This window comes from Micromonospora sp. AMSO1212t (assembly GCF_008868145.1).
GTDB classification, from domain to species: Bacteria; Actinomycetota; Actinomycetes; order Mycobacteriales; family Micromonosporaceae; genus Micromonospora; species Micromonospora tulbaghiae.
Genome location: NZ_WBKS01000061.1, coordinates 1 through 24290 on the forward strand (window position 1 = coordinate 1; position 24290 = coordinate 24290).

At 72.4% G+C, this 24290-nt stretch carries 23 protein-coding genes; 11 read left to right on the plus strand and 12 right to left on the minus strand.

Going from position 1 to position 24290, the window contains the following annotated elements:
- Positions 1-96: 96 nt before the first annotated feature.
- Both mdh and F8279_RS16910 read right to left on the minus strand, forming a co-directional pair.
- The gene (gene mdh, locus F8279_RS16905; RefSeq protein WP_091426141.1) at positions 97-1047 is read right to left on the minus strand and encodes a malate dehydrogenase; all 951 of its coding nucleotides are present in this window, start codon (positions 1045-1047) and stop codon (positions 97-99) included.
- A 98-nt stretch (positions 1048-1145) separates the two neighbouring features.
- Positions 1146-2009 (minus strand): bifunctional methylenetetrahydrofolate dehydrogenase/methenyltetrahydrofolate cyclohydrolase, encoded by an 864-nt coding sequence (locus F8279_RS16910; protein WP_091426143.1) that lies wholly within the window; start codon positions 2007-2009, stop codon positions 1146-1148.
- Positions 2010-2399: 390 nt separating this feature from the next.
- Between F8279_RS16910 and F8279_RS16915 the strand changes: the two genes are divergently transcribed.
- The 5 genes from F8279_RS16915 to F8279_RS16935 all read left to right on the plus strand — a co-directional run bounded on the left by F8279_RS16915 (position 2400) and on the right by F8279_RS16935 (position 8090).
- The gene (locus F8279_RS16915; RefSeq protein WP_091426146.1) at positions 2400-3998 is read left to right on the plus strand and encodes an ABC transporter substrate-binding protein; all 1599 of its coding nucleotides are present in this window, start codon (positions 2400-2402) and stop codon (positions 3996-3998) included.
- A gap of 89 nt (positions 3999-4087) precedes the next feature.
- On the plus strand, positions 4088-5026 hold the full coding sequence (locus F8279_RS16920) for an ABC transporter permease (protein ID WP_091426147.1): 939 nt from the start codon (positions 4088-4090) through the stop codon (positions 5024-5026).
- Entirely contained in the window at positions 5019-5975 is a 957-nt protein-coding gene (locus F8279_RS16925) for an ABC transporter permease (protein WP_091426149.1), read from the plus strand. The genes F8279_RS16920 and F8279_RS16925 overlap by 8 nt, the downstream gene beginning before the upstream one ends.
- 65 nt (positions 5976-6040) lie before the next feature.
- Positions 6041-7078 (plus strand): ABC transporter ATP-binding protein, encoded by a 1038-nt coding sequence (locus F8279_RS16930; RefSeq protein WP_091426151.1) that lies wholly within the window; start codon positions 6041-6043, stop codon positions 7076-7078.
- Entirely contained in the window at positions 7062-8090 is a 1029-nt protein-coding gene (locus F8279_RS16935) for an ABC transporter ATP-binding protein (RefSeq protein ID WP_091426154.1), read from the plus strand. The genes F8279_RS16930 and F8279_RS16935 overlap by 17 nt, the downstream gene beginning before the upstream one ends.
- A gap of 219 nt (positions 8091-8309) precedes the next feature.
- Here the strand turns inward: F8279_RS16935 and F8279_RS16940 are convergent, their stop codons facing one another.
- The 3 genes from F8279_RS16940 to purN all read right to left on the minus strand — a co-directional run bounded on the left by F8279_RS16940 (position 8310) and on the right by purN (position 11125).
- Positions 8310-8789 carry a hypothetical protein gene (locus tag F8279_RS16940; RefSeq protein ID WP_091426156.1) on the minus strand — a complete coding sequence of 160 codons (480 nt, stop codon included), beginning with the start codon at positions 8787-8789 and terminating at the stop codon, positions 8310-8312.
- Between the two features lie 144 nt (positions 8790-8933).
- Positions 8934-10508, minus strand: a complete 1575-nt coding sequence (purH, locus tag F8279_RS16945) for a bifunctional phosphoribosylaminoimidazolecarboxamide formyltransferase/IMP cyclohydrolase (protein WP_091426160.1) — start codon at positions 10506-10508, stop codon at positions 8934-8936.
- Positions 10505-11125, minus strand: coding sequence for a phosphoribosylglycinamide formyltransferase (purN, locus tag F8279_RS16950; protein WP_091426163.1), 621 nt, complete (start codon positions 11123-11125; stop codon positions 10505-10507). The genes purH and purN overlap by 4 nt, the downstream gene beginning before the upstream one ends.
- A 177-nt stretch (positions 11126-11302) precedes the next feature.
- Here purN and F8279_RS16955 point away from each other — a divergent pair, with 177 nt between their 5' ends.
- Together F8279_RS16955 and F8279_RS16960 are read left to right on the plus strand one after the other, a co-directional pair.
- On the plus strand, positions 11303-11599 hold the full coding sequence (locus F8279_RS16955) for a CD225/dispanin family protein (protein WP_091426165.1): 297 nt from the start codon (positions 11303-11305) through the stop codon (positions 11597-11599).
- Between the two features lie 35 nt (positions 11600-11634).
- Entirely contained in the window at positions 11635-12195 is a 561-nt protein-coding gene (locus F8279_RS16960; RefSeq protein WP_091426167.1) for a DUF4190 domain-containing protein, read from the plus strand.
- A gap of 73 nt (positions 12196-12268) precedes the next feature.
- On the opposite strand, the gene F8279_RS16965 is transcribed toward F8279_RS16960, so the two are convergent.
- A complete protein-coding gene (locus F8279_RS16965) occupies positions 12269-13555 on the minus strand; it encodes a DUF6350 family protein (protein WP_091426171.1) in 1287 nt (428 codons plus the stop codon).
- A 158-nt stretch (positions 13556-13713) separates the two neighbouring features.
- Between F8279_RS16965 and F8279_RS16970 the strand changes: the two genes are divergently transcribed.
- Positions 13714-13983 carry a hypothetical protein gene (locus F8279_RS16970; protein ID WP_043328358.1) on the plus strand — a complete coding sequence of 90 codons (270 nt, stop codon included), beginning with the start codon at positions 13714-13716 and terminating at the stop codon, positions 13981-13983.
- Positions 13984-14041: 58 nt separating this feature from the next.
- Here F8279_RS16970 and sucD read toward each other — a convergent pair whose 3' ends face one another.
- From sucD to F8279_RS16985, 3 genes are all read right to left on the minus strand, one after another.
- The gene (sucD, locus tag F8279_RS16975) at positions 14042-14929 is read right to left on the minus strand and encodes a succinate--CoA ligase subunit alpha (protein WP_151500459.1); all 888 of its coding nucleotides are present in this window, start codon (positions 14927-14929) and stop codon (positions 14042-14044) included.
- Between the two features lie 2 nt (positions 14930-14931).
- Positions 14932-16110 (minus strand): ADP-forming succinate--CoA ligase subunit beta, encoded by a 1179-nt coding sequence (gene sucC, locus F8279_RS16980; RefSeq protein ID WP_091426175.1) that lies wholly within the window; start codon positions 16108-16110, stop codon positions 14932-14934.
- A gap of 466 nt (positions 16111-16576) precedes the next feature.
- Positions 16577-16981, minus strand: a complete 405-nt coding sequence (locus F8279_RS16985; protein ID WP_091426178.1) for a cobalamin B12-binding domain-containing protein — start codon at positions 16979-16981, stop codon at positions 16577-16579.
- A 402-nt stretch (positions 16982-17383) separates the two neighbouring features.
- Here F8279_RS16985 and F8279_RS16990 point away from each other — a divergent pair, with 402 nt between their 5' ends.
- Together F8279_RS16990 and F8279_RS16995 are read left to right on the plus strand one after the other, a co-directional pair.
- Positions 17384-18094, plus strand: coding sequence for a M23 family metallopeptidase (locus tag F8279_RS16990; RefSeq protein WP_091426181.1), 711 nt, complete (start codon positions 17384-17386; stop codon positions 18092-18094).
- 249 nt (positions 18095-18343) lie between these two features.
- Complete coding sequence (locus F8279_RS16995) at positions 18344-19117, plus strand: M23 family metallopeptidase (protein ID WP_091426185.1); 774 nt, start codon at positions 18344-18346, stop codon at positions 19115-19117.
- A gap of 58 nt (positions 19118-19175) precedes the next feature.
- On the opposite strand, the gene F8279_RS17000 is transcribed toward F8279_RS16995, so the two are convergent.
- From F8279_RS17000 to pcrA, 3 genes are all read right to left on the minus strand, one after another.
- Complete coding sequence (locus F8279_RS17000) at positions 19176-20615, minus strand: hypothetical protein (RefSeq protein ID WP_091426188.1); 1440 nt, start codon at positions 20613-20615, stop codon at positions 19176-19178.
- Complete coding sequence (locus F8279_RS17005) at positions 20612-21142, minus strand: SigE family RNA polymerase sigma factor (RefSeq protein ID WP_225853305.1); 531 nt, start codon at positions 21140-21142, stop codon at positions 20612-20614. The genes F8279_RS17000 and F8279_RS17005 overlap by 4 nt, the downstream gene beginning before the upstream one ends.
- Positions 21143-21246: 104 nt before the next feature.
- Positions 21247-23640 (minus strand): DNA helicase PcrA, encoded by a 2394-nt coding sequence (gene pcrA, locus F8279_RS17010; protein ID WP_091426190.1) that lies wholly within the window; start codon positions 23638-23640, stop codon positions 21247-21249.
- A gap of 288 nt (positions 23641-23928) precedes the next feature.
- On the opposite strand from pcrA, the gene F8279_RS17015 reads away from it, so the two are divergent.
- The gene (locus F8279_RS17015) at positions 23929-24279 is read left to right on the plus strand and encodes a chorismate mutase (protein WP_091426193.1); all 351 of its coding nucleotides are present in this window, start codon (positions 23929-23931) and stop codon (positions 24277-24279) included.
- Positions 24280-24290: the final 11 nt, after the last annotated feature.

Sequence of the window (24290 nt, forward strand, 5' to 3'; positions counted from 1 at the left end):
CGCCGTCAACTTCATGATCGACGGGGTGGGCCGCGGGCGGGACGGCAGAAGGCCCGCCGGCGGAGCCGGCGGGCCTTCTGCTCGATGGGTCGGGCGTCACATGCTGGCGACGTCGCCCTGCTTGGCGCGGACGGCCTCGGCGGCCTCCTTCAGCGCGGCCAGCTCGTCGGCGTCCAGGTCGGTCTCGACGACCCGCTTCACGCCCTCGGCGCCGATCTCGGCCTCGACGCCCAGGTAGACGCCGGAGATGCCGTACTCGCCGTCGACCCAGGCGCAGACCGGCATGACCTCGCCGGAGTCCTCGGCCACGGCCTTCGCCATCCGGGCCGCGGCAGCGGACGGGGCGTAGTACGCGGAACCGGTCTTGAGCAGCGCGACGACCTCGGCGCCACCGTTGCGGGTCTTGACGACCAGCTCCTCGATCTGCTCGGCCGGCATGGCGTCACGCAGCGGCTTGCCGTTCACGGTGCTCTTCGACGGCACCGGGACCATGGTGTCGCCGTGCGAGCCGAGCGTCAGGGTCCGTACCGACTTCACCGGTACGCCCAGCGCCTCGGCGACGAAGTTGGTGAAGCGGGCGGTGTCCAGCATGCCGGCCTGGCCGAGCACCCGGTTCTTGGGGAACTGGGTGGCGAGCTGCGCCAGCGCGGTCATCTCGTCGAGCGGGTTCGACACCACGATGACGACGGCGTTCGGGGCGTACTTGGCGACGTTCTCGGCGACCTGCCGGACGATCTTGGCGTTGGTCTCCAGCAGGTCCATCCGGCTCATGCCCGGCTTGCGCGGCAGGCCGGCGGTGATGACGACGACGTCCGAGCCCTCGATGGCGTCGTAGCCCTCGCCGTTCGGGCCGGTGGTGACGCCGACGACCTTGGTCTCGAAGCCCTCGACCGCGCGGGACTGGTTGAGGTCCAGTGCGAGACCCGCCGGCTTGCCCTCCACGATGTCGGTGATGACGACGGTGTCGAAGACGTCGTACTCGGCCAGGCGCTGTGCGGTGGTGGAGCCGTAGAATCCGGCGCCGACGACAGTGACCTTCTTACCCATGGTCGTCCCACTCCCTGATACCAGTCGGTTTTCCGGACCGTATCAGCCATCCTGGCACCGATCGGGCCAGGGGCGGACGGTTATGACCTGGGTGGGTGTCAGCCCGCCCGCTCGGCCCGTTCGACCACGTTCGTCAGCAGCATCGCCCGGGTCATCGGACCGACGCCGCCGGGCATCGGCACCAGCTTGCCCGCGACCTCGGCCACCTCCGGGTCCACGTCGCCGGTGTAGCGGCCCTTGCCGTCCTCGCCGATGACCCGCGTGATGCCGACGTCGACCACCGTCGCACCCGGGTTGATCATGTCGGCGGTGAGCAGCCCGGGCACCCCGGCGGCGACGATGACGACGTCGGCGGCGCGGGTGTGGGCGGCCAGGTCGAGCGTGCCGGTGTGGCAGAGCGTCACGGTGGCGTTCTCGCTGCGCCGGGTCAGCAGCAGACCCAGCGGGCGGCCGACCGTGTTGCCCCGGCCGACGACAGCCACGTTCGCGCCGCGCAGCGGCACGTCGTGCCGGCGCAGCAGCTCCACGATGCCGCGCGGGGTGCAGGGCAACGGCGCGTCGTACCCGAGGACGAGCCGGCCCAGGTTGACCGGGTGCAGCCCGTCGGCGTCCTTGTCCGGGTCGATCGACTCCAGCGCGCGCTGGGTGTCGAGGTGCCCGGGGAGCGGGAGCTGGACGATGTAGCCGTGGCAGGCCGGGTCGGCGTTCAGCTCGGCGAGCGCCGCGTCGAGCTGCTCCTGGGTGGCGTCGGCCGGCAGCGTGACACGCAGCGAGGCGATGCCGACCTCGGCGCAGTCGCGGTGCTTGCCGTTGACGTACGCCTGGGAGCCGGGGTCCTCGCCGACCAGCACCGTGCCGAGGCCGGGAGTGATGCCGCGCTCCGCGAGCGCCTTGACCCGGACCCGTAGCTCGTCCTTGATCTCCGCCGCGGTGGCCTTGCCGTCCAGGATCGTCGCCGTCACGTCGTGATCGTCTCACGCCCCGGCCGGGCCCGGACGACGACGGCCGACGATCACGCTGCGCAAGGTGCCCTAAATCACGGAGAGTGACCAGTCACTGTGACGCGGCCGCCCGGGAGCACCCGGACAGGCAGAGACCGGACAGACGGGCCAGGTGCCTCAGGTGCCCCCGACCACGCCCTGATCCGGCCAGCGACGACGAAGAAAAGGCCAGGAAGAGGCGGGGTTTAGCACGCACGCGCGGCAGCGACAAGGCTCGCTGAACACGATCTGTCATCAGTTGACCACGCACTAGTTGTCGATGGGCCGGATCGCGACCTACCGTTACCGCTCGTTGCGCAGAGTCACCCAGCGTCGGGACGGCAGCGCAGCGTGAGGAGATGAGGAGACTCCATGCGTGTTCGTAGGCTCGCGGCCTGGGCCGCGCTCCCGCTCGCGGTGACACTGGGCCTGACGGCCTGCGGCTCGGGCGGTGGCGGCGGCAGTGCCGACGACTCCGACGCGGCCGTGCGGATCGAGATCGCCGAGCCGCAGCACCTGGTGCCCACCAACACCAACGAGACGAGCGGCTCCCAGGTCCTGTCGGCCCTGTTCAGCCCGCTCGTCGACTACGACGACGCGAACAAGCCGCACGAGGTGGCGGCCGAGAAGGTGACGACGTCGGACAACAAGGTCTGGACGATCAAGCTGAAGCCCGGCTACACGTTCCACAACGGCGAGAAGGTCACCGCCGACAACTACATCGACGCCTGGAACTACGGCGCCTACGCGCCCAACGGCCAGAACTCCAGCTACTTCTTCGAGAAGGTGGCCGGCTACGACGACCTGCAGGGCGAGAGCCCGAAGGCGACGACGATGAGCGGCCTGAAGAAGGTCGACGACCTGACCTTCACCGTGACGCTCAGCCAGCCGTACGTGGACTTCAAGTCCATGCTCGGCTACACCGCCTTCTACCCGCTGCCCAAGGCGGCCTTCTCCGCGCCGGGCGTGCTCGCCGAGGGCTACGAGCAGTCGCCGATCGGCCAGGGCCCGTTCAAGATGAAGGGCAACTGGCAGCACGACGCCAAGGTCGAGGTGGAGCGTTACGACGCGTTCCCGGGCCAGCAGCCCAAGGTCGGCGGCGTCGAGTTCCGCATCTACCAGCAGCCGACCGCCGCGTACGCGGACGTGCTGTCGGACAACCTCGACGTGATCAAGACGATCCCGACCGAGAACCTGTCGACCGCCGCGACCGACCTGGGCGACCGCTTCCAGCAGAGCCCGGCCTCGTCGCTGCAGGTGCTGGCCTTCCCGACGTTCCAGGAGGAGTTCAGCAAGCCCGAGGTGCGCAAGGCGATCTCGATGGCGATCGACCGGGACGAGATCACCAAGTCGATCTTCAAGGACTCGCAGCAGCCGGCCCGCTCGTTCGTCTCGCCGGTGGTCGCCGGCTACCGGGAGAACACCATCGGCACCGCCGGCGCGTTCGACCCGGTCAAGGCCAAGGCCATGTACGAGGCCGCGGGCGGCCCGAAGAAGATCGAGCTGTCCTACAACGGCGACGGCGGCCACAAGGACTGGATCGACGCCACCTGCAACCAGCTCAAGGCCAACCTGGGCGTGGACTGCGTCGGCACCGCCGAGCCGAAGTTCGCGGACCTGCTGACCAAGCTCAAGCAGAAGCAGCCGGTCGGCCTGTTCCGGATGGGCTGGGTCATGGACTACCCGTCGATGGAGAACTACCTCGGCCCGCTGTACAGCACCACCGGCTCGTCGAACTACTACGGCTACAGCAACCCGGAGTTCGACAAGCTGCTCGCCGAGGGCGCCCGGGCGGCGACCGAGGACGAGGCGATCAAGAAGTACCAGGCGGCGGAGGACCTGCTCGCGCAGGACATGCCGGTGATCCCGCTGCGGTACGGGCAGAACAACTTCGGCCACTCGACCAAGGTCAAGAACGTCCACGTGGACCTCTTCGACCGGGTGGACCTGCTGAAGATCGAACGCGCCTGACACCCCGCTGACGGACCGGGCCACCCCCACCGGGTGGCCCGGCCCTCGCATCGGCACACCATTCGCCCGGTTTCGGCAGACTTGCCAGCATGCTCCGGTTCATCCTGCGGCGACTGCTCCAGATGGTCCTCGCCTTCTTCGGGACCACTCTGATCGTCTACGCGCTGATGTTCGCCGGGCAGGGCGATCCGATCCAGGCCCTCGCCGGGGAGCGGCCGGTGACCGCCGCGCAGCGGGCCTACCTGACCGAGAAGTACCACCTGGACGCGACAGGCGTCGGCGGCTTCTTCTACCGCTACTTCGACTATCTGGGCGGCCTGGTCCGGGGCGACCTCGGGCAGTCGCTGACCGGGCGGCAGATCAGCGACATCCTCGCCGCCGCCTGGCCGGTCACCGTGAAGCTCGCCGTGATCGCGATGGCCGTGACGGTGATCTTCGGGGTGACCTCGGGCGTGATCGCGGCGATCCGGCGCTCCGGCGTGTTCGACCACGCCACGCTCGTGCTCACGCTGCTGGTGCTCGGCATCCCCACGATCGTGCTGGCCCCGCTGGCCCAGTACTTCCTCGGTGTCCGGTGGCCGGTCTTCCCGCCCACCGCCGGAGCCCAGCCGTCCTTCTACGCGCTGCTGCTGCCCGGAATCGTGCTCGGCTCGCTGTCCCTGGCCACCGCGCTGCGGCTGACGCGTACCTCGGTGACCGAGAACCTGCGCGCCGACTACGTCCGGACCGCCCGCTCCAAGGGCCTGCGGCGACGCCGGATCGTCGGCGTGCACGTGCTGCGCAACTCGCTCATCCCGGTGGTCACCTTCCTCGGCGTCGAGCTGGGCAACCTGATGGGCGGCGCGATCATCACCGAGGGCGTGTTCAACGTCCCGGGCGTCGGCTTCAACCTGTTCCGCGGCATCCGCACCGAGGACGGCCCACTGGTGGTCGGCATCGTCAGCGTGCTCGTCGTGGTCTACCTGCTGTCCAACCTGGTGGTGGACGTGCTCTACGCCGTACTCGACCCGAGGATCCGCTATGAGTGACTTCGAGACGGTGGCGGCCACGGAGAACCAGGCCGCGCGGCGCGGCGTCTCCGGCGAGCCGGGCACACCCGGCCGGGCCGGGCGGCCGGACCGGGCCCGCAGCCTGGCCGGTGACGCCTGGCGGGACCTGCGCCGCAACCCGGTCTTCTGGATCAGCCTGCTCCTGGTGGTGCTGGTCGCCGCGATGGCAGTGGCGCCCGGGCTGTTCGCCGCCAACGACCCGCGCGACTGCGTGCTGTCGCGGCAGCACGCCGGGCCGTCCGGCGGGGCGATCTTCGGGTACGACTTCCAGGGCTGCGACACGTTCGCCCGCGCGGTCTACGGCGCCCGTGCCTCGCTGCTCGTCGGCGCGCTCTCCGCGCTGATCACCGGCGTGATCGCGCTAGTCGTCGGCATGCTCGCCGGCTACTTCGGCGGGTGGGTCGACGCGGTGCTGTCCCGGGTGATCGACATCGTGCTCGGCATCCCGCTGCTGCTGGCCGCGATCGTCCTGCTCAAGCGCGTCAGCACCAGCGGCGACACGGTACGGCTGTTCGCGGTGATCCTCGTCCTGGCGCTGCTCGGGTGGACCACGGCGGCCCGGGTGGTCCGCTCCTCGGTGATCACCGCCCGGGAGCAGGACTACGTGGCAGCCGCCCGGATGCTCGGGGCCGGCAACGGCCGGATCATGTGGCGGCACATCCTGCCGAACGCGCTCGCCCCGGCCATCGTGGTGCTCACCATCGCGCTCGGGTCGTTCATCGCGGCCGAGGCGACGCTGAGCTTCCTCGGCATCGGCCTGAAGGCGCCGACCATCTCCTGGGGCATCGACATCGACGCCGGCCGGGTGCACATGCGGGAGTCGGCGACGCCGCTGATCGTGCCGTCGACGTTCCTCGCCCTGACCGTGCTCGCCTTCATCATGCTCGGCGACGCGATCCGCGACGCCTTCGACCCGAAGCTGCGGTGACCCGTGCGAGCGCGAGGAGTGAGCGCAGCGAGCCCCGCAGTCGCGAGCGAGAGGCAGGCACAGCCATGACGCAGAACGCGGTCCGGCCCACGCCGGCCTCACCCACCCCGCCCGGCGGGCACCTGCTGGAGGTACGGGACCTGCACGTCGAGTTCCGTACCCGGGAGGGCGTGGCCCGGGTGATCAACGGGGTGACGTACCACCTGGACGCCGGCGAGACGCTCGCGGTGCTGGGTGAGTCCGGCTCCGGCAAGTCCGTCACCGCCCAGGCGATCATGGGCATCCTGGACACCCCGCCCGCGTACGTGCGCGCCGGGCAGATCCTCTACCAGGGGCGGGACCTGCTCACCAGGCCGGAGGAGGAACGCCGGCAGATACGCGGCGCCGAGATCGCGATGATCTTCCAGGACGCGCTGTCGGCGTTGAACCCGGTCTTTTCGGTCGGCTGGCAGATCGGCGAGTCGCTACGCGAGCGGGCCGGGATGTCGCGCGCCGACGCGCGCAAGCGCAGTGTCGAGCTGATGGACCTGGTCCGGATCCCGGCCGCGGCGAAGCGGCTCGGCGACTACCCGCACCAGTTCTCCGGCGGCATGCGGCAACGCGTCATGATCGCCATGGCGCTGGCGCTGGACCCGAAGGTGCTGATCGCCGACGAGCCCACCACCGCGCTGGACGTCACGGTGCAGGCGCAGATCATGGACCTGCTGGCCGACCTGCGCCGGGACCTCGGCATGGCGCTCGTCCTGATCACCCACGACCTGGGCGTGGTCGCGGGTGTGGCGGACCGGATCGCGGTCATGTACGCGGGCCGGATCGTCGAGCACGCCGACGTGCACGCGCTGTACCGGGCGCCGGCCCACCCGTACACGAAGGGGTTGCTGGAGTCGATCCCGCGACTGGACGTGCGCGGGCAGGCGCTGTCCAGCATCCGCGGGCTGCCGCCGAACCTGATGGCGATCCCGTCCGGCTGCCCGTTCCACCCCCGGTGCCCGTACGTCCAGCAGGTCTGTGTGGACGAGGTGCCGCACGACCTGGTGCTCGGCGACGGGCGGACCAGCGCGTGCCACTTCGCCCAGGAGGTGCACGATGACCGCGACGGCTGAACCCGCCAAGGTGCGCGGCGAGACGATCCTCGCCGTCGACCAGTTGGTCAAGCACTTCCCGATCAGCCAGGGCGTGCTGTTCAAGAAGACCATCGGCCAGGTCAAGGCCGTCGACGGCGTCTCGTTCGAGCTGCGGCGCGGCGAGACGCTCGGCGTGGTGGGCGAGTCCGGCTGCGGCAAGTCCACACTGGCCCGGCTGCTCATGCGCCTGGAGACGCCCACCGCCGGGCGGGTCACGCTGGAGGGGCGCGACCTGCTCCGGGCCACCGGGGCGGACCTGCGCCGGCTGCGCCGGAACATGCAGATGGTGATGCAGGACCCGTACACCTCGCTGAACCCGCGGATGACCGTCGGCGACATCATCGGCGAGCCGTTCGAGATCCACCCGGAGGTCGCCCCGAAGCGCAGCCGGCGGCAGCGGGTGCAGGAGCTGCTGGACGTGGTCGGGCTCAACCCGGAGCACCTCAACCGCTACCCGCACCAGTTCTCCGGCGGCCAGCGGCAACGCATCGGCATCGCCCGGGCGCTCGCGCTGCGGCCCGAGATCATCGTCTGCGACGAGCCGGTGTCGGCCCTGGACGTGTCGATCCAGGCCCAGGTGATCAACCTGCTGGAACAGCTCCAGGACGAGCTGGGGCTGTCGTACATCTTCATCGCGCACGACCTGTCGGTGGTGCGGCACATCTCCGACCGGGTGGCGGTGATGTACCTGGGCCGGATCGTGGAGATCGGCACCGAGGAGCAGATCTACCAGCGCGCGACCCACCCGTACACCCAGGCGCTGCTGTCGGCGGTGCCGGTGCCCGACCCGGAGGCCCGCGACCGGCGGACCATCATCCGGCTCACCGGCGACGTGCCCAGCCCGGCCGAGCCGCCGTCCGGCTGCCACTTCCGGACCCGCTGCTGGAAGGCCGAGGAGGTCTGCGCGACGCAGGACCCGCTGGCGGTGCCCCGCGCGGCGGACCCGCACCCCAGCGCCTGCCACTTCGCCGAGGTGCGCACCGAGGTGTGACGACGAAGGCCCCGTCCCCCGGAGGAAGAGGGGGCGGGGCCTCCGATGCGGGCACGCGTGCGGAAGGCGGACCCGGGACGAACCCGAGGCGGACCGGCGGCGTGAGGCGCGCCGCCGTACCGGTGGACGGCAGCTCGCGGCGGAACCGCCGGGTCGACGCGGCGGTTCCGGTGCGGCGCGAGCGCGGCGTCCCGGTGCGGGCTGCGGGTTCGGTGCGGCTCAGGCGGCCGGCGGGGCGCGCGCGGCGAGCGGGCCGCGCGGCGGCAGCGGCACGACCGGCGGCCGGGGCGCGGGCACGACGGGCTCCGGCACGGCCGGGCCGGCCACGCGCGGGAGCGCGACCGGGACCAGGTCGTCCGGCCCGTCGGCGTAACCGAGGCCGCCGCCGTGGTGGTGCCAGGGCCCGGCGGCAAACTCCGACCAGGAGGTTTCGGGGTACGCGGCACGCAGCGCGACCGGGCTCGCTCCGCTCGCCGAGGCGGCGGTCGCAGCGGGCGGCGCGGCGGCGAGCGATCCGGCGGGTGGTGCGGCGGCGTCGGGAGCGGGCGGCGCGGCGGCGGCGAGCGCTTCGACGACCGCGGCGGCCGGCGCGGTGGCTGCGGGTGCGGGTGCGGGTGCGGGTGCGGCAGCCGATCCCAGTCCGGCCAGGACGAACGCCAGCGTGACGACGACGGCGGTCAACCGGTCGCGAACGCGCATGGCACACCTGCCGGGCTCACAGACAGCGGAGACGGTCGATCGTCGCCGCGCACACGCTAGCAACCGCCTCCGGCGGCAGGCAACGGCACGGCGTCCGGGTGCGTCCGCCGTGTGGACGGCTGACGCACCCGGACGCCGGACCGGTCAGTGGAAGAAGTGCCGGGTGCCGGTGAGGTACATGGTCACGCCGGCCGCCTTGCAGGCCGCGATGGTCTCCTCGTCCCGGATCGAGCCGCCCGGCTGGACGATCGCCCGCACCCCGGCGTCGATGAGGATCTGCGGGCCGTCGGCGAACGGGAAGAACGCGTCCGAGGCGCAGACCGCGCCGCGGGCCCGCTCGTCACCGGCCCGGCTGACCGCCAGCCGCGCCGAGTCCACCCGGTTGACCTGGCCCATGCCGACGCCGACTGTGGCGCCGTCGCGGGCCAGCAGGATCGCATTGCTCTTGACCGCGCGTACCGCCCGCCAGGCGAACGCCAGGTCGCGCAGGGTCGCCTCGTCGGCCGGGTCGCCGGTGGCGAGCGTCCACCCGGACGGGTCGTCGCCGGGCGCGTCGACGGCGTCCCGCATCTGCACCAGCACGCCGCCGCTGACCTGCCGCCACTCGGCCGGCCGGGTGGCGAACGCGGGCGCCCGCAGCAGCCGGATGTTCTTCTTGGCCCGCAGCACCTCCAGCGCGCCCTCGTCGAAGCCCGGCGCCACGAGCACCTCGGTGAAGATCTCCGCGACCTGACCGGCCAGCTCCACGCTCACCGGCTGGTTCACCGCGATCACGCCGCCGAACGCGGAGACCGGGTCGCAGGCGTGCGCCTTGCGGTGCGCCTCGGCCACGTCCGCGCCGACCGCGATGCCGCACGGGTTGGCGTGCTTGATGATCGCCACCGCCGGCTGGTCCGGGAAGTCGTTCGCGGCCCGCCAGGCGGCGTCCGCGTCGACGTAGTTGTTGTAGGACATCTCCTTGCCGTGCAACTGCTCGGCCTGGGCCAGCCCGGCCGGCGCGCCCGGGTCGGTGTAGAGCGCCGCCGCCTGGTGCGGGTTCTCGCCGTACCGCAGCACGGCCTGGCGGCGCAGCGCCAGGCCGGCGAACTGCGGCCAGCCGTCCTCGGCCGGTGCCACAGTGGTGGCGAACCAGTCGGCCACCGCCACGTCGTAGTCGGCGATGTCGGCGAAGGCCCGGGCGGCGAGCGCCCGGCGCTGGACGACAGTGAAACCGCCGTCGGCGAGCGCCGCCCGCACCGCCGGGTACGCGGCCGGGTCGGTCACCACCGCCACCGAGGCGTGGTTCTTCGCCGCGGCACGCACCATCGCCGGACCGCCGATGTCGATCTGCTCCACGCACTCGTCGGCGTCGGCGCCGGAGGCAACAGTGGCCTGGAACGGATAGAGGTTGGAGACCAGCAGGTCGATACCGGCGATGCCGTGCTCGTCGAGCTGGGCGGCGTGCGCGTCCTTGCGCAGGTCGGCGAGGAGGCCGCCGTGGATCTTCGGGTGCAGCGTCTTGACCCGCCCGTCGAGGATCTCCGGGAAGCCGGTGACCTGCTCGACCGGCGTCACCGGCACCCCGGCGCCGGAGATCGTCGACGCGGTGCTCCCGGTCGACACGATCTCCACACCGGCCTCGTGCAGGGCGCGGGCCAGCTCGGCCAGGCCGGTCTTGTCGTAGACGCTGACCAGCGCGCGCCGGATCGGGCGGCGGCCGGCGTCCTCAGTGGCGTTCACGGGATGGTGACCTTTCTTCCGGTGATCGTCCAACCTTCACGGACCAGGCGGCCGACCTGCTCGACGAGCTGGTGCCGCTCGGCGGACTTGATGCGCTCGGTGAGCGTGTCCTCGTCGTCGTCGTCGTGCACCGGCACGGCGACCTGGGCCACGATCGGGCCGGTGTCCATGCCGGCGTCGACGAAGAACAGCGTGGCCCCGGTGACCTTGACGCCGTACGCCAGCGCGTCTCGCGGGCCGTGGATGCCGGGGAACGCCGGCAGCAGCGTGTTGTGCGTGTTGAGGTAGCGGTCGCCGAACGCGGCCAGGAACTCCGGGCCGACCAGCTTGAGGAACCCGGCGCTGATGACCAGGTCGGGCCGGTGCTCGGCGACCCGCGCGGTTAGCGCCTTGTCCCAGTCGGCACGGGTGGGGTGGTCCTTGACGCGCTCGACGAAGGACGGCACACCAGCGGCGGCGGCCCGGTCCAGGCCGGCGATCCCGTCCCGGTCGGCGCCGACCGCGACCACCCGGGCGCCGTACCCGGGGTCGGCGGTGGCGTCCAGCAGCGACTGGAGGTTGCTGCCGGAACCGGAGACGAGGACGACGAGGCGGGCGACGGACGCGGGCTCGGTCACCGGGCAACCCTATCGGGCAGGTCAGGCGGCCCGGCCGCGGGGCGGCGGCTCATCGGGTGACCTCCCGGATGGCGTGATCGCGGTACGCTGCCGGTCGCCCGGTGTCCGGCCCCGTGCCCGGCCCGCACCCCCATGATGAATCCGGCACGCCGTGCCGTCGGACCGAGGAGTACCCCCATGCAGCCCGGATACCCCCCGCAGCAGCCGCAGCAGATCGACAACAACATGACGATGTCCATCGTCGCGATCTTCCTGTTCTGGCCGCTCGCGATCCCGGCCATCATCAACGCGTCGAAGGTCAACCCGCTGATTCAGCAGGGTGACTACGCCGGCGCCCAGGCTGCCGCAGCCGAGTCCAAGAAGTGGTCCAAGTGGGCCGTGATCGTCGGCCTGGTGTGGATCGGCATCATCGTGGTGTGTTGCCTCTTCGGCGGTCTGGCTGGTCTCGTCGGTGGCAGCAACGGCACGAACTGACCGACAACCCGAACCGACCTGAGGAGCACCCAGACATGCAGCCCGGTTACCCCGGACAGGACCCGTACGGCCAGCAGCCGAACCAGGATCCGACCGCCCAGCCGCACGACCCGTACGCCCAGCCGCCGCAGGCCCCGCAGTACGGCCAGCAGCCCCAGTACGGGCAGCAGCCGCAGTACGGCCAGCAGCCGACCTCGGGCCAGCCGTACGGCCAGCCCACGTCGGGTCAGCCCGCCTACGGCCAGGACCCGTACGCGCAGCAGCAGCAGCAGCCGTACGGCGCCGCACCGCAGTACCCGGGCGCCGGCTACCCGGCCGGGGCGGGTCAGACCCCGAACAACACGCTGGGCCTCGTGTCCATGATCCTCGGTATCGCCTCGATCCCGCTGGTCTGCTGCTTCTACCTCGGCATCCCGCTGGGTATCGCCGCTGTCGTCACCGGCTACCTGGGCCGCCAGAAGGCCGCGCAGGGGCTCGCCAACAACGACGGCCAGGCCAAGACCGGTCTGATCTGCGGCGCGATCGGCGCCGGCCTGGGCATCATCCTGATCATCCTGGGCATCGTCGCCAACGTCAGCCTGCCGGCACAGCCCTGATCGTCCGCCGTCCAGGGGCGTCCACCGACCGGTGGGCGCCCCTGACGCGTCTGCCGGCCCGGGCGGGTGCGGGTCAGCGGGTGCGGGTCAGCGTGCGGGTGGCGGCGGCGCCGAGCACCGCGCCCACCCCGATCACGAGCGTGGCCACCGCTGCCACCGCCCACGGCGACGGCCCGACCTCGGCCAGCCGGCCACCACCGAGCGAGCCGCCGGAGGCCGCCGCGAACAGCCCCAGCAGCGCGCCGGCGACCGGTCCGGCGAGCACGGCCGGCAGCAGCAGCGCCGGCCAGCCCACCTCGGCGCGTTCCTCGGCCGCCGCGCGCAGCAGCCGCCGGGCCAGCAGCCAGCCGGCCGCCATCGCGGCCAGCACCGGCACCGCCAGCAGCGCGCCGCCCAGCCCGTCCATCGGGCCGCGCGGCAGGCCGGCCAGCAACGGTACGGCCGGCAGCGCGCCGACGGAGACCTCACTCGTACGGACGGCGGTGTCGGTGCCGACGGCGAACCCGGGACCGAGCAGATAGCTCGCCGACCAGGCGGTGGCGTTGGGCGCGTAGGCGAGGCTGACCAGGGTGATGCCCGCCTGACCGGCCACCCCGGTCCGGTACGCCCCGATCATGTCGGCCGCGTCGCCGCCACCGGTGGCCACCGCCAGCCCGGCCGCCCCGGCGCCCGCGCCGCACAGCAGCAGCGCCGCGACCAGTCCGGTGCGCAGACCGTCGCGTACCGGCGGTGGGCAGCGCGCCGCCAGCAGCGCCCACACGCCTGTGGTGCGCAGCGCGCCGACCAGGGCGGCGGGTATGCCGAACGCGGCGAACACGAGCGCGGCGGTGACCGGGGAGACCTGCAGGCCGCCCGCGTCGACGGCGAACGCGGCGAGCGCGCCGAGCAGCGCGTACCCGATGCCGACGGCGACCGCGACGGTGAGCGCCTGGCGGGGCGAGCCGGCCCCGCGCGCGCCGACGGCCCGGCTGACGTGCACCCCGGCGCGGGTGAGCCGCCAGACGGCGAGCGCGCTGAGCGCGAGCGGCGCCAGGCCGAGCGGCCCGGCGGTGGTGCCCAACGACACCCCGTGCCCGAGCAGCCAGCCGGCCAGGCCGGCGCGCAACGCGCCGCCGAACGATCCGGCGTCCTCGCTGAGCTGGGCGAGGCCCAGCACGGCGGAGACCGGCAGCCAGGAGGTCAGCGCCGCCCAGAGCGCGGCCACCCCGGCGGCGACCGGCAGCGGGGCCCGGCTGCGGGGCTCCTCACCCGATCGGGGCGCGGGCACCCGGGCGGCCGGGCGGGCACGGCCGGGCGGCCGGGCGCCGGCGGGGGGACCGGTGGCCGGACGGCGGGGCTGGTCAGGGGTGACGCGTGACATCGTGTCTACTCTGGCACGCCGCGCGGAGGACGGCAGTCCGATACCCGGTCGGCAGCGTGGCGAGTTCGCCGAACCCCGGTCCCACGGCGGTGATCCGGTCTAGCCTCGGCCTCAGACGCGACCGTTCCCGTCGCGGTGCCGACCGCTCGGAGGAAGCCGTGCACGCTCCGTATCCGCCACCCCCGCCGCCACCGGCCGTCGGCCGGGACCGGACCACGCTCTGGGGCGTCCTCGGCATCGTCTTCGGCCTGTTCTGCTGCGGGATCCTGGGCATCGTCTTCGGGGCGCTGTCGATCCGCGACGCCCGGCGCAACGGCAAGTCGCAGTTGCTGGGCTGGCTGGCCATCGCGTTCGGTGTGATCAACATCGTCGCCAGCGCCATCGTGCGGGCCCGGGGCAACTCGTACTACCCGTACTGGTACCGCTGAACGCGAGGGGGCCGACCGGCTTCCCGGTCGACCCCCTCGGTACGCGTCGTACGGCCGCTCAGCGGCCGGACATGAGCTCCCGCATCAGGTTGGCGGTCTCGGTCGGGGTCTTGCCGACCTTGACGCCCACCGCCTCCAGCGCCGCCTTCTTGGCGTCGGCGGTGCCCGCCGAGCCGGAGATGATCGCGCCGGCGTGGCCCATGGTCTTGCCGGGCGGGGCGGTGAAGCCGGCGATGTAGCCGACCACCGGCTTGGTGACGTTGGCCTTGATGAACTCGGCCGCCCGCTCCTCGGCGTCGCCGCCGATCTCACCGATCATGACGATCGCGTCGGTCTCCGGGTCCGCCTCGAAGGCGGCCAGGGCGTCGATGTGGGTGGTGCCGATGATCGGGTCACCGCCGATGCCGACGCAGGTGGAGAAGCCGATGTCGCGCAGCTCGTACATCATCTGGTAGGTCAGCGTGCCGCTCTTGCTGACCAGGCCGATCCGGCCGGAGCCGGTGATGTCGGCCGGGATGATGCCGGCGTTGGACGCGCCCGGCGAGGCGATGCCGGGGCAGTTCGGGCCGATGATCCGGGTGCGCTCGCCCTTGGACTTGTTGTACGCCCAGAACGCCGCGGTGTCGTGCACCGGCACGCCCTCGGTGATCACCACGGCCAGGCCGATGCCGGCGTCGATGGCCTCGACCACGGCGGCCTTGGTGAACTGCGGCGGCACGAAGATGACTGTGACGTCCGCGCCGGTCTCCTTCATCGCGTCCGTGACGGAGGCGAAGACGGGCAGCTCGGTGCCGTCGAAGTCGACAGTGGTGCCGGCCTTGCGCGGGTTGACGCCGCCGACCACGTTGGTGCCGGCGGCGAGCATCCGCCGGGTGTGCTTGGAACCCTCGGAACCCGTCATCCCCTGCACGATGACCTTGGAGTCCTTGGTCAGCCAGATAGCCATTGTCAGACCCCCGCAGCTGCCAGCTCGGCGGCCCGCTCGGCCGCGCCGTCCATGGTGTCGACCCGCTGGATCAGCGGGTTGGCCGCGCCGTCGAGGATCGCCCGACCGGCCTCGGCGTTGTTGCCGTCGAGGCGCACGACGAGCGGCTTGGTGGCCTTCTCGCCGCGCTGCTCCAGCAGCGCCAGCGCCTGCACGATGCCGTTGGCGACCGCGTCACAGGCGGTGATGCCGCCGAAGACGTTGACGAAGACGCTCTTGACCGACGGGTCGGACAGGACGATCTCCAGGCCGTTCGCCATCACCTCGGCGCTCGCGCCGCCGCCGATGTCGAGGAAGTTGGCCGGCTTGACGCCGCCGTGCCGCTCGCCCGCGTACGCGACCACGTCGAGCGTGGACATGACCAGGCCCGCGCCGTTGCCGATGATGCCGACCTCGCCGTCGAGCTTGACGTAGTTGAGGTCCTTGGCCTTCGCGGCCTGCTCCAGCGGGTCCACCGACGCCTGGTCGACCAGGGCCTCGTGGTCCGGGTGCCGGAACGCGGCGTTCTCGTCCAGGGTGACCTTGGCGTCCAGGAGCAGCAGCTTGCCGTCCTTGGTGGTGGCCAGCGGGTTCACCTCGACGAGCGTGGCGTCCTCGGCCACGAACGCCTGCCACAGCTTGACCGCGACCTCGACCACCTGGTCGGCGATCTCGGCCGGGAAGCCGGCCGCGGTGACGATCTCCCGCGCCTTCGCCTCGTCCACGCCGGTGTTGGCGTCGATCGGCGCCTTCACGACCCGCTCCGGGGTCTCGGCCGCGACCTGCTCGATGTCCATACCGCCGGCCACGCTGGCGATGCAGAGGAAGGTGCGGTTCGCCCGGTCGAGCAGGTACGAGAAGTAGTACTCCTCGGCCACGTCCGCGGTCACGGTGATCATGACCTTGTGGACGGTGTGACCCTTGATGTCCATGCCGAGGATGTCGGTGGCGCGGGCCACCGTCTCCTCCGCGCCCTCGGCCAGCTTCACGCCGCCGGCCTTGCCGCGGCCACCGACCTTCACCTGCGCCTTGACGACCACCCGGCCGCCGAGGCGTTCGGCGATCGCGCGGGCCTCCTCCGGGGTAGTGGCAACGCCGCCGGCGAGCACGGGCAAGCCGTGCCGCTCGAACAGGTCCCGCCCCTGGTACTCGTACAGGTCCACGATTGCGCGTCCCGTCCCGTCTCCGCGGCGCGCCGTCGCGCCGCCACCAGCTTCGGAAAATCAGTTTGACGCCTGTCATCAGATGAGACAGGCCATTTGCCGCAGCCTAACGAGATGGGAACGGGCGGCAACCGAGCGGGTGCGGGGTGTGCGGTAATGCACAGGCCGGGGTCGGTCGGGCCGGTCACCGCCACGCCGGCGCACGCGGGCGTCAGCCGTCCGGGGGATGTCCGGGCCGGGGCGTAACCGCCCGTCGGGGGCGTCGTTGAGTGTGATGTCGGCGCGCTGGTCAAGCGCGACGACGGGAGCGGCCGATGCCCTGTCGGTCGAGGGGTGGCGGCGGGGCATCGTGCATAGAGGGGCCGGGCGTGTGAGGGGTGCGTCCGGCCCCTCCCCCGTGCCCGGAGCCGGGAACGCGGCGCCGGGAACGCAGGGGCCAGGGACGCAGGGGCCGGGTCGCGGCGGGTCAGCCGACCGGCTGGGCGACGTTCTCCCGCACCCACCCGACGATCGACCCGGTGGTGGCGCCCGGGGTGAAGATCTTCGCGACGCCGAGCCGCTCCAGCTCCGGGATGTCGGCCTCGGGGATGATGCCGCCGCCGAACACCACGATGTCGGTGGCGTCGCGCTCGGCGAGCAGTTCGACGACGCGCTTGAACAGCGTCATGTGCGCGCCGGAGAGCACCGAGAGGCCGACCGCGTCCGCGTCCTCCTGGATCGCGGTCTCGACGATCTGCTCGGGCGTCTGGTGCAGGCCGGTGTAGATGACCTCCATGCCCGCGTCGCGCAGGGCGCGGGCGACGACCTTCGCGCCCCGGTCGTGGCCGTCCAGGCCGGGCTTCGCGACGACGACCCGGATACGAGAGCTCATCTGCGCACACCTTTCACCGGCACTCCTGACCTGAACGAACGGTAACCCGGCCGGGCGGGAGGCGGGAAGCCGGGCCGGACCTTCCCACATACGAGCCGACCCTCTACCGCCCACTCGGGCACGCGGGAAGCCGGACACCTCCGCCGTTCGGTCACTGTCCGCGACGAATGGGCAGTCAACAGGCCATCCGATCGGCGACACGAGGTATGACAAGGTCGGATGGAATTGGACATAACGAATCAGCAGTTCGGCGCTTCGGCTTGTGACAGGAGTGGCGGTTGGCTAACGTGTCCACGGTTGTCATCAGGTCTACGGACGGGTGACGACGCGACACCGGAGGTTCGACCGAGCTTCACCGAACGGTCCGGAGTCGCATCGGATCCCCGACAACGGAGGGTGTGCGTGCGCCAGCGCCTGTCGTCTGAGCCCGATCGCTATCGGGGCCGCCGCCGCGTACCCACCCCCCCGCGGAGCCGCTACGCCGCGGTGGTCACCACCGCGTTCGTCGGCGCCGGCATCGTCGCCATCGGCGCGAACGCCCTCCCCGACGCCAAGAGCGTCAACCCGTCGGTCCTCGACGAGCTCCGGCAGGCCTCGGTCGCCAGCCAGGACGCCGCCGACCGTGGCAAGAGCGCGGACACCGCCTCCCGGTCCGACCGCTCCGACAGCAGGGCCGCCGAGCAGGACCCGTGGCTCCTGCCGCTGCACGGCTACGACTTCAAGTCCCCGTACGGCATGCGCTGGGGCAAGCTGCACACCGGCATCGACCTGGTCGCCCCGGAGGGCACGCCCTACAAGGCGGTCCACGCCGGCACTGTCACCAAGGCCGGCTGGTTCGGCGGCTACGGCTACGCCGTCATCGTCAAGCACGCCGACGGCAGCGAGGCCATCTACGGCCACTCCTCCGCCGTGACGGTCAAGGAGGGGCAGGAGGTGAAGGCCGGCGACCAGCTCGGCCTGGTCGGCAACACCGGCCACTCCTACGGCTCCCACCTGCACCTGGAGATCCATGTCAAGGGCCAGCCGCAGGACCCGGTGGCGTTCCTCAAGGACCGCGGGGTGGACATTCAGCTCGAAGTCGAGGAAGTTTACAGCGACGTAGCCGCGTCCTGACGCTCCGTACGCCCCGTCACCGCCCGGACCGCACGGTCCGGGCGGTTTCGTCTGTGCCGATGTCTGCCACGTCACACCTGCCGATGTGAGCGGTACCACAACGACAGATGATCGTCTCTTCGGCCGAACCGGCTGGCCGGTCCGAAACCGGACGTGTGGTGGCGCTGCGGACCACCGCGTCCGTACCCCCGATACCCGCTGCGAGCTGCACCGACACCAGTATTTCGAGGTCACGTGCCCCTCGAAACCGTGAAGGATCCCGTGCAGCACAGCAGCCCCACCCCGGACAACGCTCCCGCCCGGCACCGGCGTCCGCGCCGCGCCCGGCGCACCGTTTACGTGGTCACCGGCGCGGTGGCCCTGCTCGGCCTCGGCATCGGTGGCGTGGCCGTCACCACCGCCCCGTCCGGCCCCACGCCGGCCGCCGTCGACCTCGGCGCAGCGGCCCGCGCCGACGACGCCGCCCGCGCCGACCGCTCGGCCCGTGAGCCGCTCAGCCCGTCCGCCGTACCGGCCAGCCCTTCGCCGAGCCCGAGCGCGAGCGCGAGCAGCCCGGCACCGAAGAAGACGGCGACCGCGAAACCCAAGCCGAAGCCCAAGAAGAAGACAGCGGCGAAGAAGCCGACCTGGGTCATCCCGATGAAGGGCGCCGACATCACGTCCTGCTACGGGCCCCGCTGGGGCACCCAGCACGCCGGTATCGACTTCGCCATGCCGGCCGGCACGCCGATCCACGCCGCCGCCGCGGGCACCGTGGTCAAGGCCGGTGACGTGGGCGACGGCTACGGCATCTCGGTCTTCATCGACCACCACAACGGCTACCTGACCCACTACGCCCACCAGAGCCGGCTCGCCGTCGGCGTAGGTGACAAGGTCAAGGCCGGTCAGGTCATCGGGTACGAAGGCTCCACCGGCGACTCCACCGGCCCGCACCTGCACTTCGAGGTGCACCAGGGCGCGATGTGGAGCCAGATCGACCCGGCGCCGTTCCTGCGTGCCCGGGGCATCAACGTGGCCTGCTGACGCGGGCGATCCACCGGCGTGGCCGAGCCGTCTCCGGCTCGGCCACGCCTGCGGTTCGTCAGGGGGTCACCCGGGTGGCCGGGCTGTCGCCGGGCAGGCCCGACATGTCGGCCTCGACCGGCGGCACCGGAGTGGCGCCGAGGACGCTGCCGTCGGTGGCGTACGCGGTGAGGGTGGCCGGCTGGTCCGGCGGCACCCGGGTGGTGCCCGCGTTCGACGCGTCGAGCGCGACGGCGACCGGAGGTGCGCCGCCGACCGTGACCGTGACCCGGGCCGCGTCCGGCGGGGCGATCACCCGCACCTGGTCGGTGGGCGGACGGGTGCCGTGTTCGGCCCGGATCCGCCAGCCGATCGGCCGCCGGTCGGTGCCCTCGGCCGGCAGCAGCAGCCGCAGGTCGACCCCCCAGCCGGTGCGGTGGTCGCCGTGCATCGCGTACGCGATCACCCCGCCGCCCGCGGGCTGCACGGTGAGCAGCGCGGCGGGCCGGCCGCCCTCGCTACCCGACCACCGGACCCGCACCGTCGTCCCGGCCGCCGGGAGGCGACTGTCAAGGAGTGCCCATCCGACGACGTCGCGCAGGTCGGCGTCGGCCAGCGGCGTACCTCGGGAGTCCCGCCGGGCGGCGGTGAGCAGGACGTCCATCTCCCGCGCGGTCGGGTCGATCCCGGCGTACGGGCCGCCGCCCAGGCCGCCCTGGAAGATCACACGGCTGTCGCCGCTGACCCGGACGACGGGTTCGTGCCGCAGCGGCCCGGGAGGCAGGACGGCGAAGCCGACCCCGCTGCCGTCCGCCCGCGCGATGTCCTCGTACTCCAGCGTTCCCCTCGGCGTGTACCGGGGGTCGCCACTGATCGTCACAGTGGAGCCCGCAGGCCCGACGACGACCGCGACTGCGCCCCCGTCCGGACCGGCCTGCATCAGAGTCATGACCGGGTCGTCGACGGCCTCGCTGTGACCGGCGTAGCGCATCTGCCCGGCGTCGGCCCCGGCCGGGCCCGCGTACCAGACCAGCGCCTCCTTGGTGAGCAGGCCGAACCGCAGCGGCACCGCCACCAGTGCGACCCGGCGGCCCGGTCGGTCACTGCCGTAGAGCAGACGGATCCGGTCGCGATCCCCGACCTTCCAGAAGCCGTCCGTCTTCGAGCCGCCCAGCGCGGTGGGCACCCCCGTCGCCGGACCGGCGCTGATCCGCTCCCGTAGCGTGTCCAGCCAGGCCCGATCGCCGGCGAGCGCGCCCCGGGGCGGCGCGTCGAGCAGCGCCGCCGGGGCGGCGGCGACCGCGATGCCGGGCGCCCAGCCCGGGAGGGGCACCACGTTGGCCTGGACCCCGGCGAGCGCGGCCACGACCGCTGCCACAGCCGTCCGGATCAGCCGGTTGCGCCGGTGCCGTCGCTCGCGCCGGGCGAACCCCGGCCACGGGTCCTCGGGTACGCCGACACCGTGCGCGGCCTGGCCCAGCGCGGGACCGAGCGTCGAGCGGGCGAAGTTCTCGGTCATGCCGGGTCCTCCTGAAGCCGTACCGGGGACGCAGGGGCGGGCGGGGCGAACTCGACCCGCAGCCGGGCCAGCCCGCGCGACGCCTGGCTCTTCACCGAGCCGACGGAGCAGCCGAGAACCCGGGCGGTGTCCGCCTCGCTGAGGTCCTCGAAGTAGCGCAGCACCAGAACGGCCTGGGTTCTGGGCGGCAACCGGCGCAGCGCGGCGAGCAGCAGCCGCCGCTCCTCCACCTGCGCGTACGCATCAGGCACCGGCGCGCTGTCGGAGGTCAGCAGCGGCACCTCCAGGGGCCGCCGCCGACGCCGCCAGGAGATGGCCGTGTTGACCATCGCCCGGCGTACGTAGACCTCGGGCGCGTCCCTGCGCAGCACCCTCCCCCAGCGCCGATGGGTCTTCTCCAGCGCCGACTGGACCAGGTCCTCGGCTGTCCCCCGGTCGCCGGTCAGCAGGTAGGCGGTTCGGACCAGCCTTCCCCACTGTCCTTGGACGAACAGCCGGAACTGTTCGTCGTCCTCGTCGCGACTCACGCCACCTCCAGGTCGCATCCGGCTCGCGTCCACGAGCGGATGCAGGGTGAGACGCGATCGGTGACGTCCGGGGTTGAGTGAGGGCGGTCAGGACCGCCCGACGCTCAGAGCTTGTCGATCGGGGCGTGCCGCAGCACCAGCCACATGGTCTGGTCGCCGAAGTCGATCTGGGCCCGGGCTCCCGGCCCGGCACCCTCCACCGCCAGCACCCGGCCCAGGCCGTACCGCTGGTGGTTGACCCGGTCGCCCACCGAGACCTTCGGGGCCTGCTTCAGCTCGCTGGCGGTGGCCAGGCGGCTGGCGTCCACGCCCAGCCGCTTCGCCAGCTCGGTCGCCTTGGGCGTGCCACCGGCGAAGCCGCCGCGGCCCAGCCGGTCCGCCCGGCCGCCGACGCCGCCGCCTCCGCCGCCCCACGAGGTGTACGACCCCTCGGTGCGCTCCCAGCGGACCAGCTCCGGCGGCAGCTCCTCCAGGAACCGCGACGGCGGGTTGTAGGCGGGCGCGCCCCACGCCGACCGGGTCACCGCACGGGACAGGTAGAGACGCTGGCGGGCCCGGGTGATGCCGACGTACGCCAGCCGCCGTTCCTCCTCCAGCTCACGCGTGTCGCCGAGCGAGCGCAGGTGCGGGAAGACGCCGTCCTCCAGGCCGGTCAGGAACACCACCGGGAACTCCAGGCCCTTGGCCGTGTGCAGCGTCATCAGCGTGACGACACCTTGATGGTCCGGGTCGTCGGACGGGATCTGGTCGGCGTCGGCGACGAGCGCCACCTGCTCCAGGAAACCGGCGAGCGTGGCCCGCTCGTCGTCGGCGCCGAGCGCCTCGATCCGCTCGGTGTACTCCCGCGCGACGCTCACCAGTTCCTGGAGGTTGTCCACCCGGCCGGCGTCCTGCGGGTCGAGGCTCTCCTCCAGCTCGGCCAGGTAGCCGGAGCGGGTCAGCACCGCCTCCAGTACCTCCTCCGGCGTGCCGGTGTCGGCCAGCTCCCGTGCCGCGTCGAGCAGCGCGACGAACTCGGCGATGCCGTTCGCCGCGCGGGTGGAGATGCCGGGCGCGTCCTTGGCTCGGCGCAGCGCGGCGCCGAAGGAGATGCGGTCCCGCGCGGCCAGCGCCTCCACGCACGCCTCGGCGCGCTCGCCGATGCCCCGGCGCGGGGTGTTGAGCACGCGGCGCAGGCTGACCGTGTCGTCGTCGTTCACCACCGCGCGCAGGTACGCGAGCGCGTCGCGGACCTCCTTGCGCTCGTAGAAGCGCACCCCGCCGACCACCTTGTAGGGCAGGCCGACCCGGATGAACACCTCCTCGAACACCCGGGACATGGCGTTGGTGCGGTAGAACACCGCCACGTCACCCGGGCGGGTCTCGCCGTCGTCGACCAGCCGGTCGATCTCCCGGGCCACCCAGTCGGCCTCGGCGTGCTCGGTGTCGGCGACGTACCCGACGATCTGCTCGCCGGACCCGGCGTCGCTCCACAGCCGCTTCGGTTTCCGGGAGGTGTTGCGGTCGATCACCGCGTTGGCCGCGTTGAGGATGGTCTGGGTCGAGCGGTAGTTCTGCTCCAGCAGGATCGTGCGGGCGTCGCTGAAGTCCCGCTCGAACTCCAGGATGTTGCGGATGGTCGCGCCGCGGAACGCGTAGATCGACTGGTCGGCGTCACCGACCACGCACAGCTCGGCCGGCGGGATCCCCTCGGTCCCGGAGACCAGCTCCTTGATCAGCACGTACTGGGCGTGGTTGGTGTCCTGGTATTCGTCCACCAGCACGTGCCGGAACCGGCGTCGGTAGCTCTCCGCCACGTGCGGGTGCGACTGGAGCAGGTGCACCGTCGTCATGATCAGGTCGTCGAAGTCCAGCGCGTGCGCCTCGCGCAGCCGCCGCTGGTAGAGCGTGTACGCCTCGGCCAGCGCCCGCTCGTTCGGCCCCTTGGCCCGGCCGGCGAACTCCTCCGGGTCGACCAGCTCGTTCTTCAGGTTCGACACCTGGGCCGCCAGGCCCCGGGCCGGGTAACGCTTCGGGTCCAGGTCCAGCTCGCGGGCGACCATCTGCATCAACCGGCGCGAGTCGTCCGCGTCGTAGATCGAGAACGTCGACTTCAGGCCGGCGTGCTCGTGCTCGGCACGCAGGATGCGTACGCAGGCGGAGTGGAACGTCGAGACCCACATGAGCCGGGCGCGCGGGCCGACCAGCGCGGCCACCCGCTCCTTCATCTCGCCGGCGGCCTTGTTGGTGAACGTGATCGCGATGATCTCGCCGGGGTGCACGTCGCGGGCGGCGAGCAGGTAGGCGATCCGGTTGGTCAGCACCCGGGTCTTGCCGGACCCGGCGCCGGCCACGATCAGCAGCGGGGAGCCGGCGTGTGTCACCGCGTCCCGTTGGGGGCCGTTCAGGCCGTCGAGGAGGGCGCCCGGGTCCGACCCGGCGCCCCCGGGACGGCGCGGCGGGGTCGGCCGGGACTCCGGCGCGGGCGGGGACGCGGGGATGTCGAAGAGAGGATGCATCGCAGCCCGAGTCTATGCCGCCGGGCGGACACTTCCCCGCCCGCGCCGCCGCTCGGCGCACGCGTCACGTCTCACCTGTTGGTGCGTCTTCTTGCGCGCCCGCCCAGGTGGTCGGCATACTCGACGACGTGTTCGATCAGCGCTTCTACTTTTACTACGGCACCGGGAGTCCGGCAGCCGTGGGTCGCGCCTGATCACAGACCTACGAAACGCCCCGGGCTCCCCAGAGCCCGGGGCGTTTTCGTTCCGGGATCCGGGTACCGGGCCCGAGCCCCGAGAGGGACGACGATGATGACTGACGTGGTGGAGTCCAGCGGCAGCCTGGCGCCGCACGACCGGCCGGCCGGCGACCCGACCGGGGCCGCGGCCGCCCGGACCGGCACCGACGACGCGGCGGCGGCGGAGCGGATCGGCGAGATCCGGCGGCGGATCGACGAGATCGACCGCACCCTCGTCGCGCTCTGGCAGGAGCGGGCAGCGCTCTCCCAGGAGGTCGGCGCGACCCGCATGGCATCCGGCGGCACCCGGCTGGTGCTCTCCCGCGAGCGGGAGATCCTGGAGCGGTTCCGGGCCGAGCTCGGCGCGGACGGCACCCAGCTCGCGCTCCTGCTGCTGCGCGCCGGCCGCGGCCCGCTGTGACGCCGGCGGAG

Coding starts and splice junctions, on each gene's coding strand:
- pcrA (WP_091426190.1), bottom strand. CDS start 23,640: ATGCATCCTCTCTTCGACATCCCCGCGTCCCCGCCCGCGCCGGAGTCC.
- sucD (WP_151500459.1), bottom strand. CDS start 14,929: ATGGCTATCTGGCTGACCAAGGACTCCAAGGTCATCGTGCAGGGGATG.
- F8279_RS16915 (WP_091426146.1), top strand. CDS start 2,400: ATGCGTGTTCGTAGGCTCGCGGCCTGGGCCGCGCTCCCGCTCGCGGTG.
- F8279_RS16940 (WP_091426156.1), bottom strand. CDS start 8,789: ATGCGCGTTCGCGACCGGTTGACCGCCGTCGTCGTCACGCTGGCGTTC.
- mdh (WP_091426141.1), bottom strand. CDS start 1,047: ATGGGTAAGAAGGTCACTGTCGTCGGCGCCGGATTCTACGGCTCCACC.
- F8279_RS16960 (WP_091426167.1), top strand. CDS start 11,635: ATGCAGCCCGGTTACCCCGGACAGGACCCGTACGGCCAGCAGCCGAAC.
- F8279_RS16985 (WP_091426178.1), bottom strand. CDS start 16,981: ATGAGCTCTCGTATCCGGGTCGTCGTCGCGAAGCCCGGCCTGGACGGC.
- F8279_RS16955 (WP_091426165.1), top strand. CDS start 11,303: ATGCAGCCCGGATACCCCCCGCAGCAGCCGCAGCAGATCGACAACAAC.
- F8279_RS16965 (WP_091426171.1), bottom strand. CDS start 13,555: ATGTCACGCGTCACCCCTGACCAGCCCCGCCGTCCGGCCACCGGTCCC.
- F8279_RS16920 (WP_091426147.1), top strand. CDS start 4,088: ATGCTCCGGTTCATCCTGCGGCGACTGCTCCAGATGGTCCTCGCCTTC.
- F8279_RS16935 (WP_091426154.1), top strand. CDS start 7,062: ATGACCGCGACGGCTGAACCCGCCAAGGTGCGCGGCGAGACGATCCTC.
- F8279_RS17015 (WP_091426193.1), top strand. CDS start 23,929: ATGATGACTGACGTGGTGGAGTCCAGCGGCAGCCTGGCGCCGCACGAC.
- F8279_RS17000 (WP_091426188.1), bottom strand. CDS start 20,615: ATGACCGAGAACTTCGCCCGCTCGACGCTCGGTCCCGCGCTGGGCCAG.
- F8279_RS16930 (WP_091426151.1), top strand. CDS start 6,041: ATGACGCAGAACGCGGTCCGGCCCACGCCGGCCTCACCCACCCCGCCC.
- F8279_RS16925 (WP_091426149.1), top strand. CDS start 5,019: ATGAGTGACTTCGAGACGGTGGCGGCCACGGAGAACCAGGCCGCGCGG.